Origin of the sequence: Glycomyces amatae, assembly GCF_020991375.1 — a bacterium.
Classification (GTDB): domain Bacteria; phylum Actinomycetota; class Actinomycetes; order Mycobacteriales; family Micromonosporaceae; genus Glycomyces; species Glycomyces amatae.
This window is the reverse complement of sequence record NZ_JAJLQZ010000005.1, coordinates 179,998-196,164: the sequence shown is the minus strand read 5'-3', so window position 1 is coordinate 196,164 and position 16,167 is coordinate 179,998. Positions and strand designations below refer to the sequence as shown.

Sequence of the window (16,167 nt, the reverse complement as noted above, 5' to 3'; positions counted from 1 at the left end):
CGCCGCTCTAGGCTGCGCGGCATGGAACAGTCCGAGACGCCCCGCCCCGACGAAGACCGGCTCAGCCTCCCCGCGAAGTGGCGGCGGCACGTGCCGCCCCGGCGCGGGCGCGACGTCGCCAACACCGACTTCGACACCGCGGTCGACCCGAGCGCGGCCGAAGCGGTGGCCCGGCGGATCGCCGAGAAGCGCCCGCAGCTGGACGCGGGCCTCGCCAGGCGGGCGAACGAGAAGTACGCGGCGGCGATGACCGCCCACCTGGAGGGGCGGCCCGACCCGGTCGGCGCGGCCGCCGTGATGCACCTGCTGGAGAGCACCGAGGCGCACCGGCGGGTGCACAACACGATCGACCCGGCCGTCCGCCTGCGGCACCTCGACGCCTGGGTCGCCGTCCACGGGCTCGCGTTCGCCGCCGCCGCCGTCCTCGAGTCGGCGATGATCCGCAACGGCTCCTTCGCCCCCGACGACCGCGCCATCGCGGAGGGCAACCTCGGCACCTACCTCTACTGGGACCAGCCCGAGGGCTGGCTGGCCGCCCAGCCCGCGGTCCACCGCCTCCGCTCGCTCCTGGCGGCCGCCCCCGAGGCCGAGTACCGGGAGGCCGCCGCCGCGGTCGGCGCGCGCCGCACCGACCCGGAGCGGCGCATCGGCGCGGCGCTCCTGCTGCCGACCGAGGCCGACTGGGTCCGAGAGGCGTTCGAGGCGGGCACGGGCTACTTCGACCGCCGCCGCGTCGACGACTGGATGCTGTGGTCCATCGCGGCCGACCCGCTGCACCAGGAGCTGGTCGAGCGGCACGGCGTCAACCCCGACCGCATCGACGAGCGCAACCTCGCCCCGCTGCTCGAGGGCCTCGGGGCCGCCGCGCTCCCGGTGCTGGCGAGCCTGCTGGAATGGCGCTTCGCGCGGATGTCCAAGCCCGCCCGCGCCGCCCTCATGACCGCGATCGGCCTGCTGCCCTCGGACGAGGCCGTCGGCTGCCTGGTCGACAGGCTGGCGCTGCCCGGGGTGCTCACCGCGGTGATGGCGGCCGCGGAGCGGTTCCCGCACCGCACGCTCCGGGCCGTCGCCGCCCGCGCCGGCGAGGCCGGCCCGGCGGAGCGGGAGCGGCTCGCGGGCGTCGTCCGGTCCTCCCCCGCGCTGGGCGCCGCGCTGCCCGAAGCCGGGGAGCGGACGCGCGAAGCCGTCGCCGCGCTGCTGGACGCCTCGGACAGGGTGCCCGACGCCCCCGCCGACGCGCTGCCGCCGCTCCTGGTCACCCCGCCATGGAAGGGCAAGCGCCGCAAGGGAGTCGTGATCGAGGGCCTCGCCCCCGCATCCGAGACCGGCGTCGTCTGGGCCGACGCCGACGAGGAGCGGCGCTGGGCGACCGTCGGCGACGACCACCCCTACACGCGGTACGACGCCGATAAGCCGAAACAGCTCCTCGCGTTCCTCGAGGAGCACCCCGGGTACGACCACCTGCTGATGTTCCTCTCCTGGGGGAAGGCCGAGGACGCCGAGCCGTTCCTCGACCGGTGGCAGGGCACCGCCAGCCACCCCGCCGGCAGGGACCTCATGCGGCTCCTCGGCAGGTTCGGGCCGCGGGTCGCCGATCGGGTCACCGATCTCGCCAAGGGCCGCAGCGGACTCGCCGAAGTGCTCGTGCCGATCCGGAGCCCGGCGGTCGCCCGCATCGCCGCCGACTGGCTCGCGCGGTCGAAATCCCTGGTACCCGTCGCGAAGCGCTGGTTCGACCGGCACGCCGACGCGTCGGCGCTCCTGCTCGTCCCGGATGCGCTCGGCGGCGACGCCGCGGCGCGCCGCGCCGCCACCGTCGCACTGCGGCACCTGATCGCCGAGCAGGGCGCGGAGGCGGTGACGGCCGCCGCGAAGGCGTACGGCGAGGCCGCCGCCGAGGCGATCGGCGCGCTCGCCGCGACCGACCCGCTCGACCCGCTCGACGCCAGGATCCCCCGACCGCCCGCCTGGGCGACCCCGACCATGCTGCCGCAGGTGATCCTCAAGGGACGGGAGTCGGCGCTGCCCCCCGAAGCGGTGGGGCATCTGACCACCGTGCTGGCCCTCGACAGCCCGCAGCTCCCCTACGCGGGCGTCGAGGTCGTCACCGAGGCCTGCGACCCGGCCTCGCTCACGCGCTTCTCCTGGAAGCTGTTCGAACTGTGGACGGACGTCGGCGCGCCGTCCAAGGACGGATGGGCGTTCACGCAGCTCGCGCGCTTCGCCGACGACGACACCGTCGCAAAGATCGCGGCGCTGGTCCGCCGGTGGCCCGGCCAGGGCCAGCACAAGCGGGCCGTCACCGGACTCGAGGTCCTGGGCGCCATCGGCTCCGAGACCTCCCTGCGCGCACTCCACGGCATCTCCCGGAAGGTCGAGTTCAAGGCGCTCAAGGAGGAGGCCGGACGGCAGATCGAGGTGGTCGCCGAGCGCCTCGGGCTCACCGCCGAGCAGCTCGCCGACCGGCTCGTGCCGGACTTCGGGCTCGACGGCGAGACGAGCCTCGTGCTCGACTACGGGCCGCGGCGGTTCACCGTGGGCTTCGACGAGGAGCTGCGACCGTTCGTGTCCGATGGGGACGGCACGCCGCTGAAGCGGCTGCCGAAACCGGGCGCCGAAGACGACGCCGCGGCCGCCGAGGCCGCCTACGAGCGGTTCGCGCAGTTGAAGAAGGACCTCCGCACGGTCGCGAAGGAGCAGGTGCGGCGGCTCGAACACGCCATGGTGGCGGGTCGCGCGTGGACGGTGCCGGAGTTCGAGGAGTTCTTCTCGGGCCACCCGCTGATGCGCCACCTGGCCCGGCGGCTCGTGTGGCTGGCCGAGACCGGCGCGGGCAGCTTCGGCTTCCGCCTGGCCGAGGACCGCACGGTCGCCGACGTCGAGGACGACCGGCGCGACCTGCCGGGCGACGCGTCGATCCGCCTGGCCCACCCCGTCATGCTGGGAGACCGGCTCGCGGACTGGGCCGAGGTCTTCGCCGACTACGAGATCCTCCAGCCGTTCCGGCAGCTCGCGCGGCCGGTCGCGGACTTCACGGCGGAGGAGCTGGAGAGCGGCCGGATCACGCGCTTCGACGGCGCGACCCTCAAGTCCGGGAGCGTCCTCGGGCTGGCCAAGTGGGGGTGGCGCCGCGGCGCCTCGAACGGCTGGTGGGTCGAGCCGGGCTTCCACTACCCGCTGCCGGAGGGCGGCTTCGTCGTGGTCTCGCTGGACCCGGGCATCGAGAGCTACGAAGGCAGGGTCGACGCCGCGCAGGTCCAGACCGTCGTGAGCGTGCGCCTGTCCGCGAGTGCGGACTACGCGGCGTCCGGCGAGGGGGACCACCCGACCGGCGTCGACGCGGTGACCGCCGCCGAAGTGCTGGGCGCGCTCACCAGGATCACCGCGGCCTCCTGACGGCGAGGCGGGCCGGGCCCATCGATCCGGCCCGCCGCCGAGTACTTCGCCGACGGCGCCGAGCGTCCTGGTCCGCCGCCCGAGACCGACCACCGTCCCGGGCCCCGCGGCGAGCGGGGACGGGGCCGTGACGGCCCCGTCCCCGCTGTCGGACCGGTCGGATCAGGAGAGCGTAAAGGTGATGAACCTCGGCTGGTAGATGCTCGGGTCGCGGTAGTGGGCGCCGTCCGGGCCCACGGTGGTGTCGAAGTGGTTGACGTTGTACGAGAGCGTGAACGTGTTGCCCGAGCTCAGCGTCTGGTGGATGTGCGGGTTGTAGGCGAAGACGTCCTTGTCCCCGTAACTGCCCCACGGTCCCGTCTCCGGCATCGCGAAGATCAGGCTCTGGTTGGTGAACGGGCCGGCGGGCGAGCACGAGGTGTACGCATACACCTCGTTGTCGAAGGCGAGCGTCGAATCCTGGCTGACCAGGACGTACTGGCCGTTCCACTTGGTCACGGAGTACTCGTTCGCGATCCCGTTCAGGCCGATGCCGGCGTCCGACTCGTAGGCGGTCCACCCGTCCGGTGTCCAGTACTGCCATTTGTCGACGGCGTTGAGGTTGGAACCGTGGACGCGGGCGATGCGCTGCTTCTTGTTGGTCTGGGCGTCGGCGAGCCCGTAGACGTAGGTGTAGCCGTCGCCGGACTGGCTGGCCGGCAGCAGCGCCGAGCCCCAGGCGCCCGCCTGGGACGGGAGCTCGTCGACCCGCAGGGGCTCGCTCAGGTCGTTCAGGGAGAACGTGGCCACGACGTTGCGTTTGAAGGCCCAGTCCCAGGCGCCGGTGCCGTACCGGTAGTACTCCTGGTAGACCACCTGGAGGTAGTCGACGCCGCTCTGGCGCGAGATCATGCCGTCGCCGAGCCAGAACCAGTGGTTCGCTTCAGACGGCGGCATGATCGCGGCCGGATCGGCCGCCGTGCCCCCTTGGATGGTGGACAGCGAGTTCCCGTCCTGTCTGACGAAGGTGCTGTTCACCAGCGGCGCGGAGGTCGGCCTGGTGCCGTCGTCGTTGAGCGGCCCCAGGAACGTGTCGGAGAACAGCCACAGCAGGTCGCCGTCGGGCAGGCGCACCGAGTAGGTGGAGTCGCCGCCGGTCCAGCCGTTCGGGGTGCTGTCCGCGTAGTCCAGGAACAGCTGCTGCGGCGCGGCGTCGGCCTCCAGGTTGCCCACGTCCAGATCCGACAGGTCGCACGAGCGCTTGTCCAGCGGGATGAGGGCGCGCACCCGCCAGGAGTAATCGCGGCCGTCCTCGTCGGCCTCGGCCGAGTCGTGGTTGAGGTCGGTGCGGGCGGCGATGAGCGTGACGACCATGGGGGAGGCGAAATCGGTGACGGTGATGACGCCGTTCGCGTTCGGGTAGACCGCACGGGCGGCGGTCGGGTATTCGGCGAGCGACCCGGGGCTGCCGACCGGGGACCAGACGAGCGCGACGTACTCGAGCTCGTCGTGGTTCCCGGTGTCGAGGGTCAGGGTCGACTCGTAGCCGTCGGCGGGGTCGCCGGACTTCTCGACGGCCGAGAAGTCGAAGTACGCCGCCCCACCCGGCTCGATCGCGGCGGTGTAGGTCTCGTCGTGCCCCAGCGGGACCGCGCGCACCGTCCGGGCCGGCCGATCCAGGCCGAGGACGTGGTCGTCGGTCCCGTCGTCGCCGAGGTAGTCGCGCCACAGCTCCCGGTCGGGGTCGTCGTACCCGTAGCCGGCCATGGGGTTGGGCGGCGCGCCGCCCTGCTCGGCGGCGAGCCGGTAGTTGGCGACCGCGAACCCCAGCAGCGTCGAGTCGCGGTCGAGGCCGTACCCGGCCAGCGTCGCCGTGATCGCGGCGATCGGGTACTCGTCGTTGGAGGCGATCCGCTCCCAGGTGCGCCGCACGAACGCGCGGTCGGTGCGCTCGCTCAGGTAGGTCGGGAGCACGAAGGCGCCGTACTGGCGCGAGGCGCCCAGCTCACCGGCGGCGTTGAGCGCCCTCCCTGGATCGCCCAGGAATTCGTCCACGTTGCGCGCGTACAGTTCAGCGGCCGCCGGGTTGGCGGGATCCCAGTCCTGGAGGCGGTACGACTGGGCCGTGGCCCACTCGGCGGTGGACTCCATCCACCAGTTCATCGACTTGAACGCGCTGCCTCCCAGCCAGTTCAGCAGGTACACCCAGCCCACTTCGCCGGTGTCCCAGTACTGGTACTGCACGATGTGGAAGAACTCGTGCCGGGGCACGTAGTCGTAGTTGTCGCTGTCGTGCCACCCCGGGTCGGAGGGCATGATGATCATCGGCTGGTCGTTGATGCCGAACGGCAGGGCGAACGGGTGGCCTTGGAACCAGCCCTCCTGCGTCTCGTTCAGTCCCACCACGACGCCCCAGGGGCCGTCTCCGGGGTCGACCTCGAAACCCAGCTCCTCGTACGCCGCCTGCGCCTCGGCGATAGCGTTCATCATGTCCTGGACCACGGAGAGGCGGCCGTTGCCGTTGACGTCGGCCGGGAGGCCCCGTTCGTCGCTCGGGTCGTCCTTGACGTCGTAGAGGAACACGAAGTCGCCGACGAAGGCCTGGCACTCGTAGTCGTGGAAGTTGTACTCCAGCGGCGAGGCGCAGTCGTCGTACTGCGCGGTCGAGGACTCGGGCGCGGTGATCGTCTGCCGCAGCGGGTTGCGGGCGGGGTCCACTTCGGCGCCCTGCGCCGAGAGGTAGGCGAGGTACCGCTCGGGGTCCTCGATCGGGCCGGTGGGCCGCAGCTCCTCGGGGACCGACTCGGGGTCGGTGAGGGAGGCGAGGCCGTACTCGACCGCTTCGGCGGTGTTGATCTCGCCTTCGCGGTGCGCATCGACAATGTGCTCGTCGGATCCGAAGTCGGCCTCCCCGGTGAGGGAGGGGAAGCCCTGGCTCTGCGCGAACGCGTCGGCGATGGCCGAGTCGAACTCGTGCGCCTGGGGAACGCCGGTGTGCCCAGTGGTGTCGGGGGCGGGGTCGGGGGCGGGGTCGGGTTCCGCCTGTGCTGCGGGCGCGGCGAGCAGGGTCGCTGCCACCGCGGCTATGCAGACTTGAGCAAGCCTTCTCAACATTCCTCCTGTAGGGTGAGGTCCGTTGAGTATCGCAGCGCCCCAAGGGTTTGGATAGGTCGATCACCGTGTGCGGAGGGCCACGCAGATTGATCTGCATCTCCGCTCGGCGCGGGCGTACGGGGTGGCCCAGGCGGAGTAAACATGCAACCGGGACATCTTGAAACGGCCGACCGGGCTGCGCGTTCGGCCTGGTCCCCCACGGCGCCGGGCACTTGGCGGCCGACGTCCGCTGTCTCGATGTGGACGCGCGCGATCGTGCCGACGTCATCGTCCGCCACCATGGGCGGCTGACCGATGCCGAGGCGCTCAAGGAAGGCTGGCAGCTGCTGCGGGAGCATCCGATGGCGGTGGCGACGAGTGTCCGGGCAGCACAGGACGGGCGGCGCCTGCGCTCAGCCTCTCCGCCCGGGTCGGCGGACGCGGCCGTGTCGGTCTGGTTCGAGGCCGGTCAGCCCGATGCGGGCGGCTGGCAGCTCCGGGGCCGGGAGGGCGAGGCGGTGCTCAGCGTCCGGCCGCTCCGTTGAGTTCGAGCGTGCGGCGAACGCGCTCGGTGTCGAGCAGTTCCGCGAAGGGCGCGGGGACCCCTTCGACGGTCCAGTTCTTCGAACCGGTGAAGATTCCCGGTCAGCGCCCGCTCGAATTCGCCGTTCGGCAGGGAGCCGAGCAGGCGGTAGCGCCGTCTGGCGGAGTCACTGAGGCCACTGTAGACACTATCGAAGAGGCTCACGCCGGCGAGCGCCACCGGCCGACCTCCTGCAGCGCTTCGGTTATCGTCTCGAGATCGCGTTCCCGCCCGACCCAGTCCGCTCGCGCCAAGGGCCCCTCCTGCGAGCCGACGGCCACCGGCCCCGCATGGACTTCGACGTGTCCTCCCTGGATGACGTTCCGGACGTCGCCGTTGAAGGTGTTGCCGACGGAGCGGGGTTCTTCTGGTATCTGGGCTCGCGGGGTCGCAAGGTGCTCAGCACATGCCCCCACAGACGGCCGGGTGGTTTCGGGCGCGACAGTTGCGGGGGCGCGAAGCGGTCGAGGGATCTCCCGCGACGGGCGTGGGTCGCAATGGCGATGACACAGCAGATGACGAGGTTCTGAGGCTTGCCGTCGCCCCGGCAGTCTGCCGAGGTCGACTTACGGCGGTGCGGTCATGGTGGCGTCGAGCGCGGGGGCGAGCGGCAGGAGCGCCTTCCGGATGAGGTCGGGCAGGGAGCCGGCGGCGATGACGAGGTCCCCGGCCCCGGAGCGGAGCCATTCGCGGACGGCGATCTTGGTGGCGGCGCCGACGCCGGCGGCGAGCACCTCGGCGGCGATGGGATCGGTGCCCGGGGCCCGTTCGATGATCGCGCGGGTCAGCGGCCCAGTGAGGGATTCGGCGGCGTCGACGTAGCAGCTTCGCAGACCGGGGCTGGTGGTGATCATCATCATGGCCCCGCGCGCCTCGTCGCCCGGGTTGGTGTACTGCTCGACCACGGCGTCGGCGACGGCCTCCGACAACCGCACCGTGGCGGGCCGGGCGGCCACGGCCGCGGCGATCCGCTCCTCCCGGTCCTCGACGACGGCGGCGACGATCGCGTGCTCGCGGCTGGAGAAGTAGTTGTTGTAGGTCCTCGGGGAGACCCCGGCGGCGTCCGCGATGTCGTCGACCCGGACGTTCTCAGGGCCGCGCTCCAGTGCCAGGCGCAGGGCGGCGCGCCGCAGGGCCTCCCTGGTGGCCTGCTTCTTTCGCTCGCGCAGCCCCGTCCGTCGCGTCGTCACGGTCCCAGCGTGGCACACGTCGATGCCGGTGCGCAAACTTACGTATCCGTAAACTTGCGTGAGCGCATTTTTCGAGTTAGCGTCGTGGACCCCGACACCCAAGAGGAGGACCGATCACATGCGTGCGAGGGGCATCGCCTACGACACCGGCCTGTACCAACCGAGCAGCGCTTCGCCGGAGCACTTCGACTCCCGGCCCGACTTCGACCCCGACACGGTCCGGCGGGAGCTGACGATCATCCGCGACGACCTGCACTGCAACGCGGTCCAGATCATCGGCGGCGACCCGGCCCGCCTCGAGACCGCCGCGCGGTACGCGGCCGACCTCGGCATGGAGGTCTGGTTCTCGCCCTACCCCATCGGCCTGGAGACCGGGGAGATGCTCCCCTTGTTCGCCGACTGCGCCGAACGCGCCGAGCGGCTGCGCGCCGAGGGCGCCGAGGTCGTCTTCGTCACGGGCGTCGAGCTGAGCGTCATGAGCAGCGGGTTCATCGACGGCGACGGCATCGACGACCGGGTGGCGCGGCTCCTGGCCGACCCGGTCGGCCGTCAAAAGCGCATCGCCGACGTGAGCGCCGGGCTCGACGCCTTCCTCCGGGAGGCGGTGGCGGCGGTCCGCGACCGGTTCCACGGGAAGGTGACCTACGCGGCCATCCCGTTCGAGCGGCTGGACTGGGACCTGTTCGACATCGTGACGCTCGAGCTCATCCGCTCCGCCGAGGTCGCCGACCGGTTCCGCGAGGGCGTGCGCACCCTCGTCCGCTCGCACGACAAACCCGTCGCGGTCACCGGCTTCGCCTGCGCGACATGGCGCGGCGCCGCCGACGTCGCGCCCCGCAGCATGGAGATCGCCCGCTGGGACGAGCGCACGGGCACGGCCCGCCTGGACGGCGAGTACCAGCGCGACGAGCCCGGCCAGGCCGCCTACCTGGCGGAACTGCTCGACCTCTTCTCCGAGGAGGGCGTCGACAGCGCGTTCGTCCACCTCTTCGCGCTCTACAACTACCCCCACCGGCCCGGCGGCGACCGCCGCGAGGACCTCGACCTCGCCAGCCCGGGCATCGTCGCCGTCCTCGACGGCGGCCGCGGCACCACCTACCCCGACATGCCCTGGGAGCCGAAGGAAGCCTTCGCCGCCGTCGCGTCCCGCTACTCCCGCCCCCGCTCCTGAAAGGCGAAACACCCATGAGCAATCCCGACAAGTTCGCCCTCGGCGGCGACCGCCCCGTCAAGCGGCTCGGCCTCGGGGCGATGCGGCTCGCGATCGGCGGCTCGATCCGCGACCCCGAGGCAGCGGTCGCGCTCCTGCGACGCGCCGCGGACCTCGGCGTCGACCACCTCGACACGGCCGGCTTCTACGGCGCCGGGGCGCTCCGCTCGCATGAGCTCATCCGGGAGGCCCTCTCGCCGTACCCGGACGAGCTGGTGATCGCGACGAAGTTCGGTCCGCTGTTCCAGGACGGCAGGCCCGCCGGACAAGCCGGCCCCGACGACATGCGCGCCCTGGTCGAGGACGACCTCCGGCGCCTCGGCGTCGAGCGGCTCGACCTGGCCTACCTGCGCGCCGGCGGCATGGAGCCCACGCCGGGCGAATCGATCGGCGACCGCTTCGCCGCCCTGGCCGAACTGCGCGAGGGAGGCCTCATCCGGCACCTCGGCGTCAGCAACGTCGACGCCGCGCAACTGGAGGAGGCCCGGTCCATCGCCCCCGTGGCCGCAGTGCAGAACCAGTTCCACGTCCACTACCGGGGCGACGCCGCGATCCTCGAGCGATGCGAGCGGGAGGGCATCGCCTACGCGCCCTTCTTCCCCCTGGGCGGGGGCATGCAGCAGATCGACGCGCACCGCCTGGCGGCGGTCGCCGCCCGGCACGACGCCGCACCGAGGCAGATCGCCCTCGCCTGGCTCCTCGCCGTCTCGCCCGCGACCCTGGCGATCCCGGGCACGAGTTCCATCGACCACCTCATGGCGAACACCGCCGCCGCAGGCCTCCGCCTCACCGCCACGGACATGGCCGAACTGAACGAATGAGAACCGCGCCCGGCCTTGCCATCGACTCCGAACCGGACGACCCGGGCAAGGACACCGACGCGGCCACCAGCCGCTGAAAACGGGTTCGGGCAGTCGGCCGCCGACTGCCCGGACCCAGAACACACGCTGTCACCGATGCATGGTCGAGCCGATAATCGCTCCTTTGCGCACACCACCGAAGGTAGACGGCGTGACCGGGAGGCCTGTCGGATCAGTGTTCCCGTGACGCCGAAGCTTCGGGCCCCGCATTTCCCTCCGGCAGCAGTGCCGAATCGGCTGTCGAGCAGGTGGCGGAGAGGCGCCCTCGTCCCCTCGCACGACACCTCACCACCAGTCGACGGATGGGGCTCGGCGCCTCGTTCAAATCCGGAGTGAGACAGCGTGGGCTCACGGTCCGATACGGCATCGGCATCCGCAGCGGTCGGCTCGGCAGGCCCGAGAAGCGGGCGTATCGCGAAACCCATAAAGCTCCTGGCGACCTGTGGCCCGCAGTCCGATCGGCGACACCGCTGGAGCAGCCTGAGTATTATGCAGGTCCCCCCTTTCGGAGGCATCGTGAACGAAGTCCTCGCCTCGACCGCGGTGGCCGTGGTTTCGGGCCTCGCGGTGCCGGTGCTGTTCACCGTTCCCGGTTTTCTGCTGCACTCGGCGTACATGCGCGGCCTGCGGTCTCCCGAGACGCACGATCGGGTGTTCTTGGCGCGCACGGTTGTCGGGTCGCTCATTGTGCATTCGCTCGCTCTGCCTTGGACGTTCCGGCTCGTCGAGGCGGCCAGGGAGGGGACTTCGAGCCCGTGGGAGTTCGCGGCGTGGGCGCTGGTGGTGCTCGTTGCGGGGCCGGTCCTCGTCGGCTCGGTGGCGGCCACCGCGGTGAAGGCGCGCCGTCCGCGTTGGGCGGCGGCGGTGCTCGACTACACGGCGCTGGCCCATCACATTCGCACTCCTGATGCCTGGCAATGGCACTTCAGTCGCCGCCGCCCCGATTTCGTCCGGGTGCATCTCAAGGACCAGCGCGTCGTCCTGGGGTATCTGGGTTCGCGGTCGTTCGCGGCCTCGGACCCCTCCAGGAGGGACCTGTTCCTCGAACGGCAGTTCATGCCCGGAGCGGGCAAAGTCTACGGACCGCCCGTTCCCTCCAGCGACGGCGTGTGGATCAACGGCGACGAGATCGCTTTCGTGGAGTTCCACGGGGCCGGTGAGCGGGACCGCGGCGAGGTCGAGAACGAGGAGGCGTCTGACGATGAGTGAACACGACCGTGAGAGCACACCGCAGGACGAGTCGTCGGAGCAGGAGGAGCACCGCTTCCGGGGGGACCCCGGCGGCTGGGACGACGACGAATCCATCGGCTTCCAACCCAAAGGCGACCTCGACGGTGGTCCGCCCGATATCGAGGACTACGGCGGTACGGACACCTCAGCCGAGCGCCGATTACCCGAAGTGGACATACCCGGCCCAGGCCCGAGCGTCCTTCGGCGTGCGTGAACGGATCTCGCGGAGTGCCTGGTGCAAGGCCTCGGCTGAGGTCTGCGGCCGTTCATGGTCGAGGTGCCCATAGAACGCGTCCGCGACCTCCACAGCCTGCCGGTCCCGGATCGGCCAGAGGGTTCCGATGACGTTGCGGTAGCCGGCGAGTTTGAAGGCGCCGGCGGTGTGCAGTGACTCGTCGACCATCTCGATCGCCGGTTGCGAAGTGCGGCAGGCCGACAGGAACGCCAGCAACGCGGACTCGGAGACCGGGACATCGCGAGGGGACAACCGCTCGCCGCCGTGGAGCATGAGCCCGCCCGAGCCGGGGTCGGCGTGGTCGGGCGCCTCGGCGTGGCAGGTGAAGTGCGCCAGCTCCGCGTTCCGCAAGGCTGCTCGCACCGTTGCGGCGGTGGCCTCCCCGTCCTTCAAGACCTCGGCCCCCGGCACACGGCCCGCGACCGCGGCGGCCTCCTTCTCCGCGGCCTTGAGCCGTGGCAGTCCGTCATGCGATGCGACCGACACCACCACGGCCCGCACCGGGCCGTCCGGTCGCGTCGTCGTCTTCTCGCGCAGGCTCATCGCGGTAGGAGCGTAGGTCGAGACCACCCGGTCGATGACGGCCTCGCCGTCCCGCCCGGCGGCGTGGAGCGGCAGCTGCGTCGCGAGTCCGGTCGGAATCCAGCACACGGTCGGGTAGCGGCCGTCTGGCGGCGGGCCGTCGATCCCCAAGCGGCGCAGGACCGGGGCGGTGAGATTCGACCAGATCCACTCCAGCACCGACTCCGTCACGCGCGCCTGGTCGGGTCCGCCGACCGCCGCGCGCTGCAACTTGACGACGGCGGAGCGGACTGTCCGCTCGTCCACCGATTCGGCGAGTTCGACGACCTCGAACCCGTCGCGGGCGATGATCGCGTGCGAGCCGAGCTGGGACACGTTCAGCCACACCAGCGGCGCACGGTCGGCGACCTGCCGGAGATCGAAGTCGAAGTCGAAGAAGTCCGCATAGCCGCCGAGCGCCCTGACCTCGGTGATCATCACACCGAATTCCCGGGCGAGCCGCTCGCGCTCTTTCGGATCGGACGGCCGCCGGGTGTTGAGCCGGTCCCTGGTCCTCTCGAATTCCGCGGCGACCCGCGGATGGTCGCGCGCGAGCCGCCGTAGCGGATGATCGATGCCCAGCTGGCGGGTGAGGAGGACTCCGCGCCCCCGCTCCAGCAGCGCGACGGCCCGGTCAGGGCGTCCTGCCTTGACCGCGCAGGCCGCGGCGTCACCGGCGAGTCCGCGGAAGTCGGCGAGCAGCTGGATCTCGTCGAGGCTCACGGCCCTTCTGGGTACCAGTACGGACAGTCGTTCGACCGCTTGCTCGAAGCGCGGCAGCGCCTGCTGCGGGGAGCGCCGGAGCGCGAGGTGGGCCCACTCCTCGAGCACAGCGGTCTGGAGGTCGGCCGGGAGCCGCCATCGGCGCGCGAACCTCTCGAGGCGCCGCTCGGCAGACGCGAACTGGCGGCTCGATGCGAACTCGCTTCCTGTCCGCAGCGCCTTGGCCTCCAAAAGAGTCGCCTGCGCCACCACTGATTCGCTGCTTCGCGGGAGCGTCTGGATGCGGCGGGTGAGCCGGACTTGCCGGTCGACGTACAACGGATGAGGGTCGTGGCGCAAGCGCGCGTCGAGTATTCGCGCGAGGCACAGGTTCCGGATGGGGGCGGCGGCATCGCCGGCGCGAGTGGCGGCTACGGCGTCTTCGCAGGCCCGCAGGGCGGCCTGCAGCTCGCCGAGCTCACGGGTCTCCTCGTAGCGACGCAGCCGCACCTGCGAGAGGTTCGACAAGAATCGTGCGTGCAAGCGGTGCCGCTCGGGGACCATGCCCACTGCCGTCTCCGCGTGCCGCAGCGCCTTGTCGAGCTGCGGCCGCGGGATGGCGGCCTGGCCGGTGACGAGCAGCAGCGCCAGGTTCGAGTGCGTGCCGGCCTTCATCGCGACGTCATAGGAGGCCGCCCCAAGGCCGAGCAGACTCATGGAAGCCGCCAGCGCGCGCTCGTAGTTCAGAGCGGCGGCGTCGAGATCGTCGCGGTCGCCGAGGACGAGGTAGCGGGCCTCCAGCAGGCTGGCCTTCTTCACCTGGCGCCCAGAGTAGTTCTGGGCGGAGCGGTCGGTGGCGTCGAGGGCCTTCTCGATATGTTCGAGCCCGGTCTCGATGTCCTCGGCCCCGCCATGAGTCTCCCACCGCAACCGCGCCAGGGCCGCCAGCTCGGCGTGCGCCGATGCTCTGGCGTCGGCATCAAAGTCCGCGAGGACGACCGACCGCTCAAAGCACGCGATGGCCTCCTCCAGATCCGCCGGCTTGCGGGCGTGCTCGAACCTGGTCCAGAGCACGGTGCCGCGCATGGCGACCGCGGTGGCCGCCAAATACGGCGGCGCTTCACGTTCGAGGTTTCGACTGAGCCTCTCGGCCCTGGAGATGAAGCCGCCAATACCAGTTGCTTCGTAACCGGCGATGAGCTGGGCGATCTGCACGAGTCGGGTTTGCAAGGCGTCGCTCCTCAACAGGCCCAGATCGTGCTGAACCTGGTCGTAGGTGAGGACGTAAGCGAAGCTGTCACCAATCCCCGCACCGAAGCCCCGGCTTACCACACCGATTTTATGTCCACCGGGCAATCCCCGCCGACCACCCGACTCAGGAGGCGTTTGAGCCCACCGCCCGGGCCTTAAGCTTGTCTTTTAACCTGGGGGCGGTTGGGCGGCTTTTGGTTCTGCGCCTTGTTGTGTGAGGTTTCTGTTGCGTTTGGTGGTCTTGCCGGGATCGTAGAGGGGTGCGCGTCGGGCATTGCGGCGGCCTTTGGGTCTCCCGGGTCCTGGCCGGGAAGGTTTCGGTGCCCGGGCCGGACAGTTCAGGTCGGGGCGGAGGTTCCGAAACCCGCGCCGGACGCGGGTCGGTGTCAGCTTCCCCGGATCGGTCGGCGCCTCCCAGGGCAGACGCCGATCCGCGATCAGGCCGCGGGCGAGCCCGAGCTGGGTGAACGCGGCGATGACGATCCAGGTCCAGACATCGGCCTGGGCCGGATGCCGCGGCCGGGGTGTAGTCCATCCCAGAGCCTGCTTGAGGAACCGGAAGGTGTGCTCGATGTCGAAGCGGCGCAGCCATGCCGCCCAGATCCCATCGAGTTCGGCCGCGGACAGTCCGGCGGCCGAGGTCCAGAGCCATACCGGTTTTGGACTGCCCTCATGCGGGAGCCGGTCGACGGTAATGCGCGTTAGTGTCCCGTCGATGACCGGCAGCTCGGCTCCGGCCCCGATCCAGGCGGCCCGTTGGGTCAGCCGCGGGTGGAGCCGATTCCACGATCTGGCTTCCAATCTGCCGTAGCGAGCGGTCTCGCAGGCGGTGCGATGCGTCGGCGATACCCAGCTGTCAGGCTCGGCCAGCCGGTGGGCGGTCCCGTGTTTCGGCGGCCGTCCTCCCCGACCGCCGGCCGCGGCCTGCCGGGTCGGTCGAGCGTAGAAGACCCGGTCCGACCCCACCCTGGCGGTCACGGTGACCGGCAGGTCCCGCAGGCACCACGCCAGACGAGCCGCATCGTATCCGGCATCGGCGACCACCAGGATCGGCTGATCGCCCTCGCGGTGATGACCGGCAGCGGTCAACCGTTCGACCACCCCGCGCACCTGCGCCGCGGTCACGGCTTGCACGTCGTCGTCCGGGCCGATCCGGGCCGCGTCCAGGATCTGCGTCCATGACGAGGCGCCCGATTCCAGCGCCGCCACCATGGCATAGGACCATCCTGGGATGAACTGGTCAGCGGAGCGGCCACGCCCATACACATGGCAGAACAGCCGATCGGGGCTGCGGTTCGCATCCGGACGCAGCCAATGGGTGAGGTCCACGGCAAGGACGATCCGACCGCCAAGGCGCCTGATCGGCCCGGCCGCGAGCAAGTTACGGAGGCGGCCGGCATCGATCCGGCCGGCCCCGAGCGCGTCATAGAGCGCCCCGTGCCCGCGCCGGAACACCTCGGCCAACGACAAGGCCGGGAACGAGGTCACCGAGTCGCTCTGGCACAGCAGTGCCTCGACGAGCTCGAACAGCGTGTCCGCTCGCGCAGTCAGGCACTGATAGAGCCCGGCGCGGAACGCCGACAGTGCCCCGGCGCCCGCAGCAGCGCCTGGTTCAGGAAGAATAGACAAACGAAGCCCTTGCTATATCGATGTTCTTGCGTCGCAACAAGAATCATCAAGCAAGGGCTTCACTCGCCCGCAAGCGGGGTGCTCTGACCAGCACCACAGGTTAAAAGACAAGCTAAGGCACTGCGCCGTGCCGCCGCGCAACGCGATTTCGACGGCCTCGACTCCCACGCCGAGAGCCTCGCCTGGCGCATCGAACGCCAAACCCGCCTGATCGAACTCGACCCCACCCACACCGGCCAAGCCTGGCC

9 protein-coding genes are annotated in these 16,167 nt (G+C 71.0%); 5 read left to right on the top strand and 4 right to left on the bottom strand.

The window, feature by feature from the left end; all coding sequences use genetic code 11:
• Nucleotides 1-21: 21 nt before the first annotated feature.
• Nucleotides 22-3,396 (top strand): DUF4132 domain-containing protein, encoded by a 3,375-nt coding sequence (locus tag LO763_RS10115; protein WP_230601854.1) that lies wholly within the window; start codon nucleotides 22-24, stop codon nucleotides 3,394-3,396.
• Between the two features lie 162 nt (nucleotides 3,397-3,558).
• Here the strand turns inward: LO763_RS10115 and LO763_RS10110 are convergent, their stop codons facing one another.
• A complete protein-coding gene (locus tag LO763_RS10110; protein ID WP_230601853.1) occupies nucleotides 3,559-6,453 on the bottom strand; it encodes a DUF5005 domain-containing protein in 2,895 nt (964 codons plus the stop codon).
• Nucleotides 6,454-6,701: 248 nt separating this feature from the next.
• On the opposite strand from LO763_RS10110, the gene LO763_RS10105 reads away from it, so the two are divergent.
• Nucleotides 6,702-7,013 carry a hypothetical protein gene (locus LO763_RS10105; RefSeq protein WP_230601852.1) on the top strand — a complete coding sequence of 104 codons (312 nt, stop codon included), beginning with the start codon at nucleotides 6,702-6,704 and terminating at the stop codon, nucleotides 7,011-7,013.
• Nucleotides 7,014-7,617: 604 nt separating this feature from the next.
• Here LO763_RS10105 and LO763_RS10100 read toward each other — a convergent pair.
• The gene (locus LO763_RS10100) at nucleotides 7,618-8,241 is read right to left on the bottom strand and encodes a TetR/AcrR family transcriptional regulator (RefSeq protein ID WP_230601851.1); all 624 of its coding nucleotides are present in this window, start codon (nucleotides 8,239-8,241) and stop codon (nucleotides 7,618-7,620) included.
• Between the two features lie 118 nt (nucleotides 8,242-8,359).
• Between LO763_RS10100 and LO763_RS10095 the strand changes: the two genes are divergently transcribed.
• The 3 genes from LO763_RS10095 (at nucleotide 8,360) to LO763_RS10085 (ending at nucleotide 11,520) form a co-directional block, all read left to right on the top strand.
• Nucleotides 8,360-9,412: a glycoside hydrolase family 113 protein gene (locus tag LO763_RS10095; protein ID WP_230601850.1), complete on the top strand. Its 1,053-nt coding sequence runs from the start codon at nucleotides 8,360-8,362 to the stop codon at nucleotides 9,410-9,412.
• Between the two features lie 14 nt (nucleotides 9,413-9,426).
• Nucleotides 9,427-10,272 carry an aldo/keto reductase gene (locus tag LO763_RS10090; RefSeq protein ID WP_230601849.1) on the top strand — a complete coding sequence of 282 codons (846 nt, stop codon included), beginning with the start codon at nucleotides 9,427-9,429 and terminating at the stop codon, nucleotides 10,270-10,272.
• A gap of 555 nt (nucleotides 10,273-10,827) precedes the next feature.
• Nucleotides 10,828-11,520 carry a DUF6338 family protein gene (locus LO763_RS10085; RefSeq protein WP_230601848.1) on the top strand — a complete coding sequence of 231 codons (693 nt, stop codon included), beginning with the start codon at nucleotides 10,828-10,830 and terminating at the stop codon, nucleotides 11,518-11,520.
• 181 nt (nucleotides 11,521-11,701) lie between these two features.
• On the opposite strand, the gene LO763_RS29740 is transcribed toward LO763_RS10085, so the two are convergent.
• Together LO763_RS29740 and LO763_RS10075 are read right to left on the bottom strand one after the other, a co-directional pair.
• Nucleotides 11,702-14,371 (bottom strand): CHAT domain-containing protein, encoded by a 2,670-nt coding sequence (locus tag LO763_RS29740; protein ID WP_230601847.1) that lies wholly within the window; start codon nucleotides 14,369-14,371, stop codon nucleotides 11,702-11,704.
• 87 nt (nucleotides 14,372-14,458) lie between these two features.
• Nucleotides 14,459-15,919 (bottom strand): NF041680 family putative transposase, encoded by a 1,461-nt coding sequence (locus tag LO763_RS10075; protein ID WP_230601846.1) that lies wholly within the window; start codon nucleotides 15,917-15,919, stop codon nucleotides 14,459-14,461.
• Nucleotides 15,920-16,167 lie beyond the last annotated feature (248 nt).